The sequence below is a fragment of the Streptomyces sp. NBC_01384 genome (genome assembly GCF_045040035.1).
Classification (GTDB): domain Bacteria; phylum Actinomycetota; class Actinomycetes; order Streptomycetales; family Streptomycetaceae; genus Streptomyces.
In genome coordinates this window covers 391,547-408,679 of record NZ_CP109560.1, presented here as the reverse complement: position 1 = coordinate 408,679, position 17,133 = coordinate 391,547, and the positions used below count along the sequence as shown (strand labels likewise).

Genomic DNA, 17,133 nt, shown 5'->3' with positions numbered 1-17,133 from the left:
ACGAGTCATTCCGAATGCTGACGGTGCGTCCGGGAACGCAGACAGGGCGAGCATCGCATCGAGCAGCTATTCCTACACCAAGCTCCCCTTCACGTTCAGGACGCACTCTGGCACAACCACAAGACCGGCCAGCCCGTCACGCGGTCCTTGATCGCTTACGACCACTGATCACATCGGAATGACTCGTCTAGGGCGCGTATCTGGTTTCGATCAATCTGCCGGATCTGGCCCGCGCGGTGGGGTGGATCCGGTAGATCGTCGTGTATGACGCGTGCGCAACTGACTGATGCCGAGTGGGCGTTGATCGAGCCGTACCTGCCGGTCGGCGAGCGGGGTCCGTACCCGGAGCGGCTGCGGCAGCAGTTCGAGGGAGTGATCTGGCGGTTCAGGGCGGGTGCGCAGTGGCGTGAGGTGCCGAGTGAGTTCGGCGCCTGGACGACTGTGTCCAACCGGTTCCGGCAGTGGCGGGACGCCGGGGTCTTCGAGGCGCTTCTGGAGGGGATGATCGCGGAGGCCGCGAAGCGGGGTGAGGTGGACTTGTCCCTGGTCAGTGTGGATTCCACCACCGCCCGGGCTCACCACGACGCTGCCGGGATGCACCTCGGTCAAGAGGTCATGGCCGCCTTGGAGAAGGCGGCCGCCGAGGAGGAGAATGCCCGCCAAAAGGGGGCAGTCCGGAAGGACAAGACGGGCAGGGTGCTTTAGCTGATCCCGAGCGGGAGGAACGGCGACGTATCCGGCGCCGGCACAAGGCCCGCCTGAAAGCAGCCCTGCTCGGACGCTCGAGGGGCGGGCAGACCGGCAAGATCCACGTCGCCGCCGACCGCAAGTGCCGCCCGCTGGTCTTCGTCCTGACCGCCGGCCAGGCGGCGGACAGCCCGCAGTTCATCCCGGTACTCAAGAAAGTCCGGGTGCCCGGGCCGGTCGGCCGCCCCCGGACCCGGCCCGACGCTGCTGCCGGCGACAAGGCCTACTCGTCCCGCGGCAATCGCTCCTACCTGCGCAAACGACGCATCAAGGCGGTCATCCCGGAGAAGAAGGACCAGGCCGCCAACCGCAAGAAGAAGGGCAGCCGGGGCGGCCGGCCCGTCAGCCACGACACCGCGCTCTACAAAGAGCGGAACACAGTCGAGCGTCTGATCAACAAGCTCAAGGCGTGGAGAGGCATCGCCACCCGCTACGACAAGACACCCAAGAGCTACCTCGCCGGAGTCCACCTGCGCGGCTCGATGATCTGGATCAAGGAGCTCGCGCGGGCCACCCCTTGATCAAAACCAGATACGCGCCCTAGTAGTTGCCCGTTTGCCGCCTTCACAGTGCTGGCACACATGTCCAATTATCGGCCAGAGATAACGCCACCTGGGGGATCACTCGACTTCACTACGGGATCTCCACACCAATGCGACCGGTAAGACCTCAGAGGGTGTGCCGCGCGATGCTGACCTCGCGCGACGGTTCCAGCCGTCCATCTCCGCCACGCAAGGATGAAGTTGCCCAACCCCATCTGAGACAGATCACTCGGCGATCCAGTTGATACCCACGCCTCGACGTTGCCGCCACGGCTGAGACACCGCAGCCGCTGAGACAGCCCAACTGTTCCTAAGTTGCGCGCGGTCCCCAAGGGGCGGCGCTCCCCGCTCGCGGCGCTGGCGAAGCAGGCCGCGGCGGCGTGACGCCGACGGGGCCCCGCTCGTTGAGTGGGTCGGCGAGAGGTCCGGAGAAACGAGCTGGGAGTAATCTCGGTGCCGCGCTCCGGGCCTACTCAGCGGTGCCTCGCGCGCCGATGCCGAGCAGGCGCTGCCCGGCATCGGCTTACATATCGCGGACGGCGGCAAAGAGGTCGCTCGACCATGACGGGGGAGGAAGGGGCGCCGGCACCACCGTCCGGGTTCCCGTCATGGACCGTGGCTCAGTTCACGGTGAGGACGGCGGAGTCGTTGCGGCTGTTCGGATCGAAATCAGGCCGGTGGGAGTCGGCCGGATCCGGACCCCAGACCAACTGGACGCCGCCCTTGGCCGGTGTGACCACGTCGTCGACCCGGAGGGTCAGGGCGAAGTTGGTGACCTGTCCCTTGGGCACGATGATGCCTGGCAGCCTGCAGACGTACGGTCCCTTTGCCTCGGCGGTTGGGTTGTTCTCCTGCCACGGGGCGCAGTTGGCCGAATGACCGACGGCGGTGGTGCCTGGCGGGAGCGTCACCCAGGCGGTGGGCACTCCCTCACCGCCGCTGCGGTCGTACAGGGTCGCCGGACCGTTGGCAGTCAGGTGGAAGGCGAGGGTCGCGGTTGTGCCCGCCCCGGCTTGAGCACTCGCGCCGGAGACGGCGAAATCGGCTGTGTTGCGGGCCCTCAGGGTGGCGACCCAGTAGTCGGTGACGGTGCCCGTCTGCGGCAGGGAGACGGAGCCCGCCGGGGCCGAGGACCGCCGGCCCGCCTTGATCACCTTCAGCTTGAGCGCGGACCCCTTGCCCCACGTCCACCTGATGCCCTGGCCGTCCGGCCAGCCCGGCTGACCGAGAGGCGCGGTGAGCGCGTCGAGGTAGGTGTTGAGAGCGGTGGAGCTCACATGCAGGCGCACCGGGGCGGCCAGGGCAGCCGTCTCTCCGATGTTGATGGCGTCCTTGGGGTAGCACTCCGCGAAGTGGATCGCGCCGTTGAACCCGTACTTGCAGTTGGAGTAGTGGTCGGCGAAGTCCAGGCCGGGTGAGGCGGCCAGGACAGTCTGCACACCGCGGGCCGGACGGTTGCCCACGTTGGTGAACCGGACCGGTTCGGCAACATTGCTGCCGACCTTCAGGTTGGTGTGATCGGCGAGGCGGTCGAGGCCGAAGGACGGCCCTCCCACGGTGACCGATCCCGTGCCGCCCACGATCTGCGCATGCGCGGACCGGCCGGTGATCTTGTACGTTCCCGTGGCGCCCAGTCGGCTGCCCCTGAGCGCCGTCAGGGTCAACCGGGTCATGGACCCGAGGCCGATGTTCGGGTTGGAGCCTGACTCGAACGACTCCGAGCACGTGGCGACCAGGCCATGGGCGGTGCAGTTGCTCGAGAACTCCACCTTGGCGATCTTCGACAGGCCCCGGGCGTCCACGGTCAGCGTGGCATCGTGTGCCGTCAGGTTTTTGGTCTTGGTGTGGAAGTCGAAGTACACGCCCGCTGTGGCAGGAGCAGCCGGCAAGGCCGCCGGCGTCGGCGCGTCAAGAGTGATCACCGGCTGGCCGGAAACAGCACCGGCCGGGCCGGCGCCCAGCAGCGATGCGGCCAGACCCGCAGCCGAAACGAACACTGCGGCTAAGCCGGTGAGGGAATTACGTCTCATCAACGTCCTTACGTTTGAAGGGGCTTTACGTAGATTCACTGAACGGACCGGGTGGAACTCTAACCCCGAGCCGCACCACGCTGACCGCCGGTCGGCGGCATTGGGTTCTGGCTGCGCCGGTCCGCGGCTCCGTGGCCGCCCGCCTCCTTCGCGGCCGCTGGACCACCGCCCTGCAGAGGTGTGCTGAGGGCATCAGCGGCCTGCTTCAGGCGTGCTCCTGATTCCGCTCGGATGCTGTCGAGCTTCTGCTGAGCGGCCTTGAACTGGTCCGGGTCCTCAAACACGGCGCCCCAGTCCGAGGAGGTCTCTTCCCATTCCCAGGGCTTGGCGTAGATCTGCTGCAGCAGTTCGGCGAAGGCATCGCTGTCGTAGAGCAGGCCGTTGTACTTCGTCGGGATCTGCTTGCCGTTGATCACAGCGGTGGGCGTTCCCGGTCCTTCGGGGTCCTTTGCGCCTCCGGCCCGCTCGTACGCTTTCTCGGAGGCGGTGACGAAGGAGCGGTACTTCATGTTCTTCACGGCCGCGTTGAACTCCGGGCCGCGCAGGCCTTCTACCTTGTCGGCCAGTTCCAGCAGATAGGCGTCGGTGTAGCCGTCGGCGCTCTCCTCGGGCTGGTTGGCGTAGAGCACTTCGTGGTACTCCACGAACTTGCCCTGCTCCAGTGCGGCGCGCAGTGCGTTGACCGCCTTCTTCGAGCCGCTGCCGCCGGCCCGGTCGTCCAGGAAGGAGGCCAGGGTGTACTCGGTTCTCGTCCGGCGGTCGAGCATCGCATCCCGCAACTTCGAGGAACCGCCGGTGGTCTCGAACTTCTCGCAGTACGGACAGCGCGGATCCTCGTACAGGTGCACGGTCATCTTCGCGTCCGGATCGCCCACCAGGATGGTGGTGCCGTCCTTTCCGAGCTTCTCCGGCAGCTTCTCCGCGCTCTCGAACCCAGGCTTGGCCTCCGCCGCCCGCTGCCCGCACCCCGCCAGCATCAGCACCGCGGCCGCGCACAGCACAGCCCACCGTCCCCCACGCACCATGCGTCATCCCCTCCCCAGAGAACAGCGCGACCTTAGATCATCGGTACGACAAACGCCCACGCCATTCCCTTGAGGGACCGTCACTCCCGAGGTAGGGGATCGGCCTCGCCAGCCTCCGGTGGGACGCCTCGAAGTTGGAGTGGCCATGAGCGCCGTGCCCCAGCTGGAGCGGCAGGTGCAACGGGCCGAAGCCGGATCGCAGCGGAAGCTGTCGCAGATGTGGCGCCGCAGCATGCCGGAGCTACCCCCGGGCGAGCCGAATGTCATACCTCTACCGAAGAATGGGGGCATGACGGATGCAGAGCATTTCGTGAGCAGCGAGGCGCAGTCGGCGAATCGTGCGGCCGACACCGGCACGGCGGCCAAGTGTGAAGAGGAAGCGCAGGCCGTGCCGGTCCTGCGCGCGTGGCTCGGCAACAGCCAGGACCATCCTTTGCTCGCTCTGTTCGGTCCGCCAGCCGATCTCCCCGTTCCACCAGGCGTGCGCTACACGTGGTGGCGAGACCCTGTCCTGACCACCTTCAACAACATGCTCGACATCCTGGAGAGGTCCGGACCCGCCGGGCTGGACCATATGAGAAACCGGTTCCGCTATCTACGAGCCACCAACCCCGAGGGCCGCAAGGACTTCACATCACCGCATCTGGCCGCCTCGCTCAACCCTCACGCCGACCCGACTGACCTCCACGACCTCCAGACAGCACTCGGCCCTGTGCGTCACCACCTCGGGCTGTGAACCGGCCAGTAGCTGCTTGCCGGTGGCACCGATTCACGATCGTGCCTTACGTTCCTCACTATCAAGAAGAAGCTGACCAGCAGCAAGACCTGACAGTTCCAGATGAGGCCGACGCCTTCTCCGAGGACCTGGGCGTTGGTCAGCACCCCGCGGTCGGCGTCGGCGAAGCGGGCGAGGATGTCGGCGCGCCGGTGGGGTTTGTGGGTGCCATTGATCGACTGCACGCTCAGCTCGTCCGCCCAGTCGGGGCGCTGGTCGGGGGTCAGGGTGCGCAGGGTGCGGGGGACTGGCGGGCGAAGTCGGCGGCGTCGGCGATCTGCTGGAAGTACACGATGACGTGGCGCAGATTCTGGTGGCGCATGGCTTTGAGGACGGCCAGGTGCAGGGCGGTGGTGCGACGTGCGGTGGGTCCGGCGTCCGGGGCGGTGAGCGCCGTGCTTTCGCCGTCGGTGACGGTGGGCACACGAGTAGGTAGTCGGCCAGCACGCCGTCCTCGATGGCGCCGGCATGGGAATAGGTGTGCAGACGGGGGCCGAGGACCTTCGGCTGGTCCATCGTCGCCAGCAGGGCGGGGGCAAACCGGTGTCGCCCGCCACCAGCGTCACGAGGGCAGGGCGCGCCTCGACACCGGGGGCGGCTTCTCAGGTGGCCTGCGGCCAGGCGCGCAGCAACTCGGCGATCCTCTTGGCGGTACAGCCAGGATCACGCAGCAGGTCGCGCAGGGCGACGGCTTCCTCCCTGGTGGGCTTGACCGGCATGCCAGAGGCCTCCAGATACATCACGCCCGTTGCGGCGGCGACGGCCAGGTTGGAATGCTCCAGCCAGCGGCAGCGGCCGAGGATGTGCACCAGGGCGGCGGCGCGGGCGTAGGGGCCGTCATAGACGGGTGTTTCCAGCAGCTCGGCCCGGTGGCCAGCCACCGCGGCCACTGGCACCCCGTAATCATCAGGGGCGGGATCCTCCACGCCCGCGATCTCGGCGACCTGCAGGATCCAGGGGACGTCGATGTACAGGTCCATTACGCGGCGTGCGCCCCCGGGGCGTGGCGGTCACTGTCTTCGGCCTCGTCGAAGACATCCCGGTGCTCGTCGAGGAAGCGGCGTGCCGCGTCCAGGCTCCGTCGGCGCAGCCCTTCGGCGTCGTCCAGGACAAGGGCGGCGATGTAGTCCCCCAGGGGCAGGCCGCGGTCCTTGGCGCGAGCCTTGGCGAGTTCCGCGATCTCGTTCTCGACGCGCGCGCCCAACTGTTTCTTCGCCATACCTCCGATGGTAACAGCCGTTACCATCGGGTGGGAGTTCCTCCGCGCTGACGGCAAAACGCACCCGCGCCCGGACTGCGCAGGGTCCCGGGCGATGACGGGAATCATGCCTTCGGCAGCCGTCTGCTCACGCCGACCAGCGCAGCCCGCTGGCGACTGGCACCGCGGGGCGATATGGGAAGTCCTGGACAGATACCGTGCCGCCCGGCGCCCCACGACGACCCGGCCGCCAGGTTGGGAAGTGCGAGCAAGATCGCTGCGTAAGGCCATGCCGGCGAGGTCGTCTGCGGCATGGACCTGTACGCACGATTGTCAATCCCCTCGAACTGTGGAGATCTTCTAAGCGGCCAGCTCCAGGGCGGAGTTGGCTCGATGGTCGTGCTCGTAGTCGATCGGACTCTGATACCCACACACGCTGTGTAGTCGGTGTGTGTTGTAGAAGCCGGTGATCCAGGTCGCGATCCGCAGCCGGGCCTCGGTGCGGGTGGCGAACGTGTGCCGGTGGACGTACTCGACCTTGAGCACGCTGTTGAACGCCTCGCTGACGGCGTTGTCGAAACACGACCCGACGCGGCCCATGGACTGGGTCACGCCCAAGCGGCGACAGGCCCGGCGAAAGCGCCGGGACCCGTATTGGGCGAGTTCAACCGGTCGTTGCAACACCGGGCTGTTGTAGTGAGCGTAGTTGCTCCTCGAAGACCTCGGCTGGTGTCCGCCAACCGAGGGTCTTGCGGGGCCGGTTGTTGATCGCCAGGGCGACGGCTTCGAGGTCTGCGGACGACCACCGGGACAGATCGGTGCCCTTCGGGAAGTACTGACGCAGCAGCCCGTTCGTGTTCTCGTTCGTCGGTCGTTGCCAGGGCGAGTGCGGATCGGCGAAGAACACCTTCGTCCCGGTTTCGACGGCGAACTGGGCGTGGCCCGAGAGTTCCTTTCCGCGGTCCCAGGTGAGGGTTTTGCGCAGCTGCTCGGGCAACTGCGCCATCGATGCCGTAAGCGCCGTGTTCATCGCGATGGCGCCATAGCCCCCGAGCGAGGGACCGTTCTTCACGGGCGGATTCTCGCCCCAGCCCTCGAGCCGAGGCAGGTGCACGAGGAGCGTGGAGCGGCTGCTGCGCTCGACAAGCGTGCCGATCGCGGATCGTCCCGTCCCGATGATCAAATCTCCTTCCCAGTGTCCGGGGACCGCACGGTCCGCAGCCTCGGCGGGGCGTTCACTGAGGACGACCTCCGCGGTGACATGCCCCTGCGGCTTGTTCTGCGACCGGGAACGGGGAGTCCGCAGCGCCCGGCCAGTGCGCAGACATGCGACCAGTTCCCGCTTGAGCGCGCCACGGCCCTCAATGAACAGCGACTGATAGATCGCTTCGTGGCTGATGCGCATGGACTCATCATCGGGGAAGTCGGCACCAAGTCGGTGCGAGATCTGTTCCGGGCTCCACGCCATCGCCCATCGCCTGTCCTGCCGATGCGGCTTGTTCAAGCCCTTCCAGGCGCGCGGGTCTCAGGCCCGGTGACGATCGTGCCGTCGGGTCGACGGACACTGCCGGCGAGCCGATCCTGCACGTACTCACGCAACCTGTCGTTGCCTACGAGTTTCGCGGTCTTCGGACGCTTCGCGGCCTGCTGCGCCTTCCACTGCGCCACCAGAGCCCGGTAAACCGACTTGCCACTCCGGGTCGCCGCGTTGCGGCGCAGCTCGCGTGAGATCGTGCCCGGGTCGCGTCCGATCCTGCGGGCGATCTCGCGCACGCCGATCTCCTGGGCGCGCAGCAGCGCGATCTCCTCACGCTCGGCGAACGACAGGTAGCGGCCCGTGGGCTCATCCAGGCTGATCGGCGGCATGCCGCCAGCGTGACGGAACCACCGGGATCCGACCGGCCATGAAACGCCAACAGCCACCGCGGCCTCTGCCGTCGTCACTCCCGACGCGATCCGCCGCCAGAAGTCCCGCTGCACCGCACGAGACGGCTCCGGTCGGCCTGGCGAACGCATCGACGGTCGCAACGCCCGATCCGCCGCCCACTGCCGTCGCGCACCCGCAGGCAACTTCGGCACCTTCTTCTCATCTCGCCCCATCGCGCACCTCCGTGATCAAGGTGTTGCGACGACCAGTTGAATCCGCCTTCGCTGCCGCGGTCGCTGTGGAAAATCACGCCCTGCACGTCACCGCCGCGGGTGGCCGCGGCCATATTCAAGGACGCCACGACCAGTTCGGCGTCATGGCGTGCCCCCATCGCGTAGCCGAGCAGCCGACGCGAGAACAGGTCGATGACGGTGGCCAGGTAGAGCTTGCCCTCACCGGTGGTGATCTCGGTCATATCGCCGCACCACACCTGGTCCGGAGCGTCCGCGGTGAAGTCCCGCCGCACGAAGTCCGGGGCCGCCGACCGTTTGCCGGGCCGGGTCAGCCCGCGCCGGCGGCGGATCTTCCGTCCGGCCAGGCCGAGTTCGGACATCAGGCGGGCGATGGTGTTCACCGAGACCCTCCAGCCCTCGCGGACCAGGATGAGCCAGACCTTGGGGGAACCGTAGGTAGCGCCGGAGCTCTCGAAGATCTGCCGGATCGCGTCGGCCAGCTGTCCGCGCCGGACCTCCCGCGCGGTGTTGGGTTTGTCGCGCCACTTGTAGAACCAGGACTCCGACACTTCCAGGACCTGGCAGGCCAGACGGTGCGGGACACGGTGCTCGGTCTTCTGGTTACCGATGAACGCGGCCAGGGCGGCCGGGTCCGTCTCGGTCACTTCACCCAGAGGAGTAGGGTCGGCCCAGGGCGCGGTGCTGGCCTTGCGACCAGCCCGTTTCCCCGGGCCGCCCTCCGCACCCGCCGTGCCCGTTCCCGAGCAACGGGCGCTCCACAAGCCCCGATTGGGCGGTGTTCTTCAGCCGGTGCTGGGCCACGGGGTGGGGATCTTCGTTCCCCGGTAGAGGTAGCGGATGGTCTTCACCCTGGCGGGGTCGAACAGCCGCACCTCGTCCGTGACGGGCCACCAGCGGCCCCCGCAATAGCGGCGGCGCAGGTCCTTCCAGGTGCTCCGGCGGAACTTCCTTCGCAGCCACTTGATGACCCGCTGCCAGACGAAATGGCGCAGGTATCGGAAGGTGGCGTGCGAGACGCCAAAACGGAAGTAGGCGGTCCAGCCCCGCAGCACCCGGTTGAGGCGGTGCAGCAGGACTTCCAGCGGCAGATTGGTGTCCTGTCGGCACACGTTGCGCACCTTGTCCTTGACCGACGCGAGCGCCTTCTTGGACGGGTAGGTGTAGACATAGTGCCGATTGGTGCCCTTCTTCCGGTGGCGCTGGAGACGCCAGCCGAGGAAGTCCAGGCCCTCGTCGATGTGCGTGATCTTCGTCTTCTCCGGTGACAGGCGCAGGCCCATCGGGGAGAGCACCTCGGCCACCCAGTCCCGGATGCTGATCGCATCCTTGCGGGTCCCGGCGACGAGCACGAGAAAGTCGTCCGCGTACCGGCAGATCCGGTAGTTGGCCTTGCCCGTTGCCCGCCGGTGGGCCCTGCGACTGCGGGTGGCTCCTGGTCCTCCCGGTCCCGCCGCGATCGCCTCGTCCAGTACGGACAGGGCGATGTTGGAGATCACGGGTGACAAGATCCCGCCTTGCGGTGCACCGGCCCTCGACTCCTTCAGCCCGGAGTCCTCTGTGAGGATCCCGGCCTTGAGGAACGCCTTCACCAGATCCATCACGCGCTTGTCCCCGACCCGGGCCCGCATCCGTCGCAGAACGGGTGCATGCCCGATGTTGTCGAAGCACGCCTCAATATCGCCCTCAACCACCCACTCGTAGGAGCGGGAGGTCAGATAGTGACTCTCGGCGATCGCGTCATGGGCCCGGCGCCCGGGACGGAACCCGTAGGAACACGGGAGGAAGTCCGCCTCGAAGATCGGCTCCAGGACCAGTTTCAAGGACGCCTGGACTACCCGGTCGCGGATCGTGTTGATCCCCAGGTAGCGGACCTTGCCGCCCTCCTTGGGAATCCCACGCTGCCGCACCGGCAAGGGCCGGAAGGTGCGGGCCTTCAACTCGGCCCGCAACTCCGTAAGGAAGCCCTCCAGTCCGCGCACGTCCTCGATGTAATGGGCAGTCACGCCGTCCACTCCGGCCGTGCGCGCACCCTTGTTGCTCCGCACCCGCATCCACCCTGCAAGCAGGAAGGCCGGGTCGCAGACGAGATTGTGCAGGTCATCAAACCGGCGGAGAGGATCCTCCGCCGCCCAACGGTGCAGCTTGGCCTGGATCTTCAGTACCCGGCGTTCGGCCACATACGCGACCTCCTCCAGCTCGTCGGTATTCACCAACGACCTCCTGGCATTCCAGCTTCCGCACTGCCGAATTGCTGGCCCCCTTCGCCATGTACGCGCCTTTCGCGCGCTCGGACTACTACTGGGCCTCCGCCCCACCACGAGACCGCCAGCCGGCGACGGGCTTGCCCCCGCTCCCGGCCTGGAAGGACGGTGCGGGGGCGGTCTCGGATGGTTCCCACGTTCCCTGTGTGCCGATCGGCCAGGATGGGTGCCCTGCTTTGCCCCGGCAGCCTCGCCGTGCCTACGCCGCAGTCCTTCGGCACGGCCACCGGACCCGAAGATTTCTCGGATTCCGGAGTCGGCGGCCCGCATGTAGGGCAGCCGCGTACTGCATCCACAAGGTAGGACACTGGCGAGGTGCCTGCTCAGCAGGTCCTTTTCCAGTGCCCCCCTTCCGAACCGGACGGACCCGTTTCCGAGTATCCGGCTCTCCAGTGACTATTCCGTGAATTCAGCGGTTAGTTGCCGCACATGGATTTCGTCGTGGCAAGCGGCGCAGACTACAAGCGTCTTTCGTCGCTTTTTCGCCATGATTTGCGCCCATGCGGGCTGCGGCTGTCCCGGGGTTGCGAGGTCAGCGAGCTTACGGACGTGGTGCACGTGGACGTCCGCCCGTTGCTCGCATAGTTCGCATCGCCGCGCCTGGAGCCGCAAGATCAGCTCCTTGCGGTGGGTGGTAGCCGGGCCTGGCCGACGGTCATCAAGGACCGTTTTCTTCTGCCGCTTAAGAGGAATTCCGCCGAAACGTGCGACCAGTGGTTTCCTGCCGTCGCCTCGGTCGGTGCTCACTTGTATGCACACGCGTGGACCGTGCGGAGTGTCGATGGTGGCCTTGTATTTGGCTGCCATCTTCGCCACGGTCGAGTCGTACTTGCATGCAAGCGTTTTGAGCATCGAGGTCTGGGCGACCCATAGGAGCCGGTTCAGTCGGTGGACGTCGCCAGCCATCAGGTAGAACTGGACGTATCCTCTGTACTCGGCCCCATACCTGCTGATGATTGAGTGATCATCGAGGTTTACCATCTGGGTCCGACGCGCGGGCTGTCCCCGCTCGATGTACGAGGCGCACTTGGCCTTTATCGCCGCCTTGGGCACACGCAGACCGATTACGCCGTTGACCGCTCTGCGGCCACCGGTGAACCTTTGCTGATTGTGCTGGACGGTGATCTCGTAGCCGAGGAATCTTGCCGCTCCGGTCCGCCCATGGGTAATAAGCGTCTTGTCCTCGGAGAGTTCCAGCTTGAGATCATCACGCAGGAACGCCGCGAGGCGTGCTTTGATTTCCTCTGCTTCGGCCTTCGGTCCGACGAACCCGAGCAAATGATCGTCTGCGTACCTTACGTAGCGCAGCCGTCGGTAGCCGGAATCGTGAAGATCCTTGCTAGGCAGGCTGCGTAGCTGCTTACGCAGCTCCCGGACCGTGGCCCGGTCGCCTCGGTAGCGGGCACGCGCGATTGCGTTGATCAACTGACGGTAGGCCGGATTGTTCTTCCGGACTGCCCCTCGGGTGTATTCCGGTATCAGAACGGTCTCGACAAATTTATCCAACCGATCCAAATAGATATTGGATAGGACTGGGGACGCCACTCCGCCTTGCGGGGCTCCGCTAAGCGTGGCGTTCCATATCCAGTCCTCCAGGTATCCGGCTTTCAGCATGTGACGCAACAGCCGAAGGAACCGGTTATCGTGAATCTTCTCACCCAGAATCCCGAGCATGACGTCGTGATCGAGCGATCCGAAACAATCGGAGATATCCCCTTCGATGAACCAGTTTGCCCCAGCCCAGGTATTGACAACTTCTGTCAGTGCCGTATGGCACCCTCGGCCAGGGCGGAAACCGTGTGAACTGTCAGAGAATCGTGGTTCGTAATACGCCTCCAGGAGGAGGCGGATAACTTCGCCGACGAGCTTATCTGACCATGACGGCAAGCCTAACGGTCTTTTCTTCCCATTTTTCTTCGGGATGTAAGTCCGCTTCGCAGGTTGGAATCGGTAGCGCTCGTGGCGCAGTGCGTCGATAGTGCGCTCGATCTTCTCAAGCGACATGCCATCCACGGTCTCCCCATCGACCCCGGGAGTCATCGCTCCGTGGTTGGAGTAAAGACGCCCGTAGGCCATTAGATACAGATCGGGGTTGAATAATTGTCGATAAAGTTCGTTGCACGGCAGGCCAGACCTACCGCGTTCACGGAGGACACCCATCACCGTTTCGGCGTTTTGCATTACGCAGACCTCCCGGTTTCTTGGTATCCGATCACCTGTGCTCCTTGGCCCTGTGGAACGGCTTTCCCGTCCTCCCTGGCAGGACGTTACCCCTGCGACTACTACGAGCACTCTGTCACCTTAGGGTTCGCACCCCTTAGGTGATCCCACGTTCGTCTCTGTCATACGGAATAGCGCGACTTAGGTGACTCATTCATCTCCTTGAATGCCCTCACTGGACATCGCTCCGCACTCTGGAAGTTGTCTCGGTAGGGCCGGGATACTAAGACAGGGCGCGGCGCCGGTTTCAGGCGTTTTTCCGGCGGACGGGATCTTGCGTCTTCTGGAGATTGAGCTTCAGGCAATTCAGCTTTCACCGTATCGCGCAGGTCCCTCAACGCGCCGCTCCATACGCCTGGACACGACCGTTGATTTTCTGCCATGCTGTTTTTCCCTTTTCCTTTCGGATCCAGGTTAGGCATCGGACCTAGAAACGTCCTTCCAAGTTTCTCCCGACTACGTCGGGAATATGACAGAGCGCCTCGTGGCGCAGCGGCCCAGATCCACCAGGTTGGAGCCGGTACAACGCTTACGGAGCTTTAACCGCAGGTTCCTCGCGTACACCTTCTGGCCTCGCTTGCCGGACCCACACCGTCTGGCAGTACCGGCGCGTCCCGTCGTTGTCGGGGCTGCTTCCCGCCCTCCCCGGCGTCCCCCAGGTCAGACTGCCCCCAGCTTCTACCGGACCGCTGCGACGGCCCGGCGGTGGCGGTCTTGCACCACCACTCGGTCACACAGAACTTCGTGGCGCACCCATGCACCGCTTGAGGACATCACGCTCCATCTCCAGCTCGCGTATCCGCTTGTTCTTCTCGTTCATCTCCCGCCGCAGCCGCTCCAGCTCGGCGCGCTCGGCCTCGCGCATCCGTCCCCCCGGCGCGGGCTCGGCCGGCCGGTCGGACGACGCCGACCCGTTGCGCCGCCACCGCGACACCCAGCCGTGCAGTGTGCCGGAGTGCACGCCGAGCTCCTCGGCGACCTCCGGGACCGACCTGCCCGTCTCGATCACGATGCGTACAGCACCCTCACGAAACTCAGGCGTGTACGTCCGTTGCATGGACCCCATAAACCCCAACTTCCCCTGCAATCACGGACTCCACGCTATGAGGGGAGGGACGGGCGGATCAGCGCAGTCCGGCGAAGAGATCGTTCTCGGGTATGGCCGCGCCGGTAGCGTCCTTGACGCGTACGAAGGTCTCCATGCCCATCAACTCGCCGAACCTCTCCTTGCCCATCTTGAGGAAGAAGATGTTCTCGCCCTGACTGGCGTGCGCGGCCAGCGCGTCGAACTTCTGACCGCTGAACGCGGTGGTGTCCACCCACGTGGTGATCTCATCGTCGGGGAGGCCGATCTCGGCCATCGCGGCGGCCTCGGCAGGATCCGGCTCCGGCATGTCCTCATGAAACTCGCGCACGATTTCCCCGAATCGCTGCATCATCGAGCGGGGCATCGTGGTCCAGTACACCTTCGGTGTCAGCGCGGTCATCTCCAGCGCCGCCATCGTGATGCGGTGGGCCTGGATGTGGTCGGGGTGGCCGTAGAAGCCGTTCTCGTCGTAGGTGACGACCACATCAGGTCGGTAGTGCCGCATGAGTTCCGCGAGTCGGGCCGCGCCTTCCTGCACTGGGGTCTGCCAGAAGGATCCGGGGGCGTCGTTGCTCGGCCAGCCCGTCATCCCGGAGTCGGCATAGTCCAGCATCTCCAGATCGCTGACCTTCAGGACGTCGCAGCTCGCCTCAAGTTCTTGACGGCGCATCAAGGCGACAGCCGCCGGATCGTGCCCGGGATCGCCCGGCTTGACACCCCCCGGTCCGTCACCGCAACCGCCGTCGGTACACGTCACGAGAACCGTGCGGATGCCTTCCGCCGCGTACCGCGCGAGGACCCCTCCGGTTCCGGTGGCCTCGTCGTCGGGGTGGGCGTGCACTGCCATGAGCGTCAAGGGCCGGTCAGTCATGAAACAGTCCTCCTGCAGAGATACGTCTTGGTCCGAGTGCGCGGCGGGCGTACCGCGATCCCAGGGCCCGGAACCTGTCGGGGCGGACGACCTTGTGGTCTCCGGATTCCCCGCCCGTGCGGCGCCGGTCCCTCGGCCGATGCAACAGTGCCGGCCGGACCGGCTGTTCCCGGCACGGCCGCTTGACCTCCCAGGCGTCGGCGTTTTCAACGCGAACGAGGTACAGGCGCGACCTGCACGTCTCAGCGCCACGTCGGATCCGACTTCCATCCGGCACCAGCCGTGAGATTCCGACACGAAATTTGAGACCCTACAGTTGGCCTTCCCCGTGGTTCGCCAGGCCACCGACGAGAGCACACGCCGCTGACCTGCGCGTTCCGGGCAGCGACTGCGCGCATTCGGAGGATCTCGTCGTGATCCGCACCTCGCCCTCGACGGCCACCCAGGTAGTACGCCCTACTTCGGTGCCTGGAAGCCGCCGATCTTCTGCTCGAGCAGTTCGGCCAGCCGCAGCGGGGTGCGGTCCTCGAACATCGGACCGATGAGCTGCACTCCCACCGGTAGACCCTTGGGGGACCGGCCCGCTGGTATGGCGGTGGCGGGTAGGCCGGGCATGGTGGCCAGACCGGCCCAGACGAGCTGGTCGAAGTACGGGTACTCGACGCCGTCGATGTCGATCCGGCGTTCCCTCGGATCGGGGTTGTGGTCGTGCGGGAACGCGGGAGTGGGCGTGATGGGACACACCACGGCGTCGAACTCGGCGAAGAGCTGCCGCCAGCCGTGGCGGTGGAGCTCGCGACGGCTGTTCGCCTCGATCCAGTCGCGGTGGCTGAACACCATGCCGCGCAGCCGCGCCGCATCGAGACTCTGCTCGTCTGCGCTCAGTCCGGCGGCGCGGGTCCGCAGCTGCTCGTACGCTTCGACGGGAAAACGTGCAACGGAGCTCGAAAACAGCAACTGCGTGTAGAGCATCGCGGCTTCGGCCAGATCGGGCAGCAGCGGACTGTGCCGCTCGACGCGGGCACCGCCGTCGACAAGCGCGTCGGCCACCCGGTTCACGCCCACCCGCACAGCGGACCCGGTCGGAATCAGCGGATGCTCGTCGAGGACCAAGACCCGGAAGTCGCAGAGCCGCTCGTGGCGCGCGGGCGGCAGCGTCAAGTCGTGCGCCACACCGAGCGTCAGCGGGTCCGGTCCGGCCATGACCTCGAGCAGGAGCGTGAGGTCGCGGGCAGTGCGCGCCATCGGACCGACGACGGCGAGGTCAGGGTCAGCCGGCAATGCCGGCGCGGGCGGCGGGACCATACCGCGGGTTGCCGCCAGCCCGAGTGTCGGCTTGTGTGCGTAGACACCGCAGAAATGTGCGGGGGTGCGCAACGAACCGGCGATGTCGGAGCCGATGGACAGCGTGCCGAATCCGGACGCCAGGGCCGCCGCTGATCCGCCGGAGGATCCACCCGGCGTGCGACCGTGATCCCACGGGTTATTGGTGGTGCCGTAGATCTCGTTGAAGCTCTGCACATCTTGCAGCCCCAAGGGCACATTGGTCTTTCCGAGCACCACCGCGCCTGCGGCCTTGAGCCGCGACACCTGCACCGCGTCCTCGGCCGGCATGTAGTTCCGGTGTAGCGGTATGCCCCAGGTCGTGGGCAGCCCGGCGATGTTGTAGGACTCTTTGACCGTCACCGGAATGCCGAGCAGCGGCCGGTCCTCACCGCGGGCGCGCGCCTGGTCGGCACCGCGCGCGGCGGTCCGTGCACGGTCGAAGTCCGGCACACAGATCGCGTTGATCGCCTTGTCGTCCCGCTCGATACGGGCGATCGCCTCGTCGGTCAGTTCCGCCGAGGTCACTTCACCGGCACGCAAGGCAGCCGCGAGTTTTTCGGCCGTCTGAAAATTCCACTCCATGAATCCGACCGTATCGGCCTCTGGAAGAGGCCATGAAATGCCGCTTCGCACAACGGGGCGGATGCCTCAACCTGGATTCACCGCGTGAATTCTGATCACTGCCTTCGGACGGGTTCGGGGTGATCTTTCGGGGTGCGGGCAGCGCGGTGTGCCGGGTGGCCGTCCGGTGCGGGGTCTCCAAGGTCTTTCGGGTACGTGGGCGGGCAGGGCGGTCGTGTGGTTCAGGTGAGCATGCGCGGGCCCGGGGCCGGCGAGCGACCCCGGACCCCTGACAGATCCGGCGGTCAGCCCCGGCGGGCCTTCTCGCACAGGTCACTGCGGTGAGGACGCAGACCCGCCCCCTTCGCC

14 protein-coding genes and 2 pseudogenes are annotated in these 17,133 nt (G+C 66.2%); 2 read left to right on the top strand and 14 right to left on the bottom strand.

Annotation, left to right across the window (positions count from 1 at the left end; translation table 11 throughout):
* The first annotated feature begins 264 nt into the window (after positions 1-264).
* Positions 265-1,268, top strand: a pseudogene (locus OG747_RS49390) (IS5 family transposase).
* Between the two features lie 641 nt (positions 1,269-1,909).
* Here OG747_RS49390 and OG747_RS49385 read toward each other — a convergent pair.
* The gene (locus OG747_RS49385) at positions 1,910-3,178 is read right to left on the bottom strand and encodes a hypothetical protein (RefSeq protein WP_405886286.1); all 1,269 of its coding nucleotides are present in this window, start codon (positions 3,176-3,178) and stop codon (positions 1,910-1,912) included.
* A 200-nt stretch (positions 3,179-3,378) separates the two neighbouring features.
* Positions 3,379-4,344 (bottom strand): thioredoxin domain-containing protein, encoded by a 966-nt coding sequence (locus OG747_RS49380; protein ID WP_331744272.1) that lies wholly within the window; start codon positions 4,342-4,344, stop codon positions 3,379-3,381.
* A gap of 145 nt (positions 4,345-4,489) precedes the next feature.
* On the opposite strand from OG747_RS49380, the gene OG747_RS49375 reads away from it, so the two are divergent.
* Positions 4,490-5,080, top strand: a complete 591-nt coding sequence (locus OG747_RS49375) for a hypothetical protein (RefSeq protein WP_331744275.1) — start codon at positions 4,490-4,492, stop codon at positions 5,078-5,080.
* On the opposite strand, the gene OG747_RS49370 is transcribed toward OG747_RS49375, so the two are convergent.
* The 12 genes and pseudogenes from OG747_RS49370 to OG747_RS49315 form a co-directional block, all read right to left on the bottom strand.
* Positions 5,062-5,304 (bottom strand): hypothetical protein, encoded by a 243-nt coding sequence (locus OG747_RS49370; protein WP_331744277.1) that lies wholly within the window; start codon positions 5,302-5,304, stop codon positions 5,062-5,064. The two genes, OG747_RS49375 and OG747_RS49370, sit on opposite strands and share 19 nt — an antisense overlap.
* Positions 5,305-5,342: 38 nt before the next feature.
* Entirely contained in the window at positions 5,343-5,543 is a 201-nt protein-coding gene (locus tag OG747_RS49365; RefSeq protein WP_331744279.1) for a hypothetical protein, read from the bottom strand.
* 178 nt (positions 5,544-5,721) lie between these two features.
* Positions 5,722-6,099, bottom strand: a complete 378-nt coding sequence (locus OG747_RS49360) for a fic family toxin-antitoxin system, toxin component (RefSeq protein ID WP_331744281.1) — start codon at positions 6,097-6,099, stop codon at positions 5,722-5,724.
* Positions 6,099-6,338: a hypothetical protein gene (locus OG747_RS49355; protein ID WP_405886284.1), complete on the bottom strand. Its 240-nt coding sequence runs from the start codon at positions 6,336-6,338 to the stop codon at positions 6,099-6,101. Before OG747_RS49355 ends, OG747_RS49360 begins: the two co-directional genes overlap by 1 nt.
* A 339-nt stretch (positions 6,339-6,677) precedes the next feature.
* Positions 6,678-6,929 carry an integrase core domain-containing protein gene (locus OG747_RS49350; protein WP_331744286.1) on the bottom strand — a complete coding sequence of 84 codons (252 nt, stop codon included), beginning with the start codon at positions 6,927-6,929 and terminating at the stop codon, positions 6,678-6,680.
* Between the two features lie 52 nt (positions 6,930-6,981).
* A pseudogene (locus tag OG747_RS49345) lies at positions 6,982-8,183 on the bottom strand (IS30 family transposase).
* 74 nt (positions 8,184-8,257) lie between these two features.
* Positions 8,258-9,082 (bottom strand): IS3 family transposase, encoded by an 825-nt coding sequence (locus OG747_RS49340; RefSeq protein ID WP_331744288.1) that lies wholly within the window; start codon positions 9,080-9,082, stop codon positions 8,258-8,260.
* Between the two features lie 138 nt (positions 9,083-9,220).
* Positions 9,221-10,648, bottom strand: a complete 1,428-nt coding sequence (gene ltrA / locus OG747_RS49335) for a group II intron reverse transcriptase/maturase (RefSeq protein ID WP_331744290.1) — start codon at positions 10,646-10,648, stop codon at positions 9,221-9,223.
* Between the two features lie 447 nt (positions 10,649-11,095).
* A complete protein-coding gene (locus tag OG747_RS49330) occupies positions 11,096-12,880 on the bottom strand; it encodes a reverse transcriptase domain-containing protein (protein WP_331744292.1) in 1,785 nt (594 codons plus the stop codon).
* Positions 12,881-13,649: 769 nt separating this feature from the next.
* Positions 13,650-13,976: a transposase gene (locus tag OG747_RS49325; RefSeq protein WP_405886539.1), complete on the bottom strand. Its 327-nt coding sequence runs from the start codon at positions 13,974-13,976 to the stop codon at positions 13,650-13,652.
* A 67-nt stretch (positions 13,977-14,043) separates the two neighbouring features.
* Entirely contained in the window at positions 14,044-14,877 is an 834-nt protein-coding gene (locus OG747_RS49320) for a PIG-L family deacetylase (RefSeq protein WP_331742995.1), read from the bottom strand.
* Between the two features lie 456 nt (positions 14,878-15,333).
* Positions 15,334-16,785: an amidase gene (locus tag OG747_RS49315; protein WP_331744296.1), complete on the bottom strand. Its 1,452-nt coding sequence runs from the start codon at positions 16,783-16,785 to the stop codon at positions 15,334-15,336.
* Between the last annotated feature and the right edge of the window lie 348 nt (positions 16,786-17,133).

What these genes read in the sequence shown, in the direction of transcription:
- OG747_RS49375 (WP_331744275.1), top strand. Translation starts at nt 4,490, where the DNA reads ATGAGCGCCGTGCCCCAGCTGGAGCGGCAGGTGCAACGGGCCGAAGCC.
- OG747_RS49355 (WP_405886284.1), bottom strand. Translation starts at nt 6,338, where the DNA reads ATGGCGAAGAAACAGTTGGGCGCGCGCGTCGAGAACGAGATCGCGGAA.
- OG747_RS49380 (WP_331744272.1), bottom strand. Translation starts at nt 4,344, where the DNA reads ATGGTGCGTGGGGGACGGTGGGCTGTGCTGTGCGCGGCCGCGGTGCTG.
- OG747_RS49325 (WP_405886539.1), bottom strand. Translation starts at nt 13,976, where the DNA reads ATGCAACGGACGTACACGCCTGAGTTTCGTGAGGGTGCTGTACGCATC.
- OG747_RS49320 (WP_331742995.1), bottom strand. Translation starts at nt 14,877, where the DNA reads ATGACTGACCGGCCCTTGACGCTCATGGCAGTGCACGCCCACCCCGAC.
- OG747_RS49360 (WP_331744281.1), bottom strand. Translation starts at nt 6,099, where the DNA reads ATGGACCTGTACATCGACGTCCCCTGGATCCTGCAGGTCGCCGAGATC.
- OG747_RS49315 (WP_331744296.1), bottom strand. Translation starts at nt 16,785, where the DNA reads ATGGAGTGGAATTTTCAGACGGCCGAAAAACTCGCGGCTGCCTTGCGT.
- OG747_RS49330 (WP_331744292.1), bottom strand. Translation starts at nt 12,880, where the DNA reads ATGCAAAACGCCGAAACGGTGATGGGTGTCCTCCGTGAACGCGGTAGG.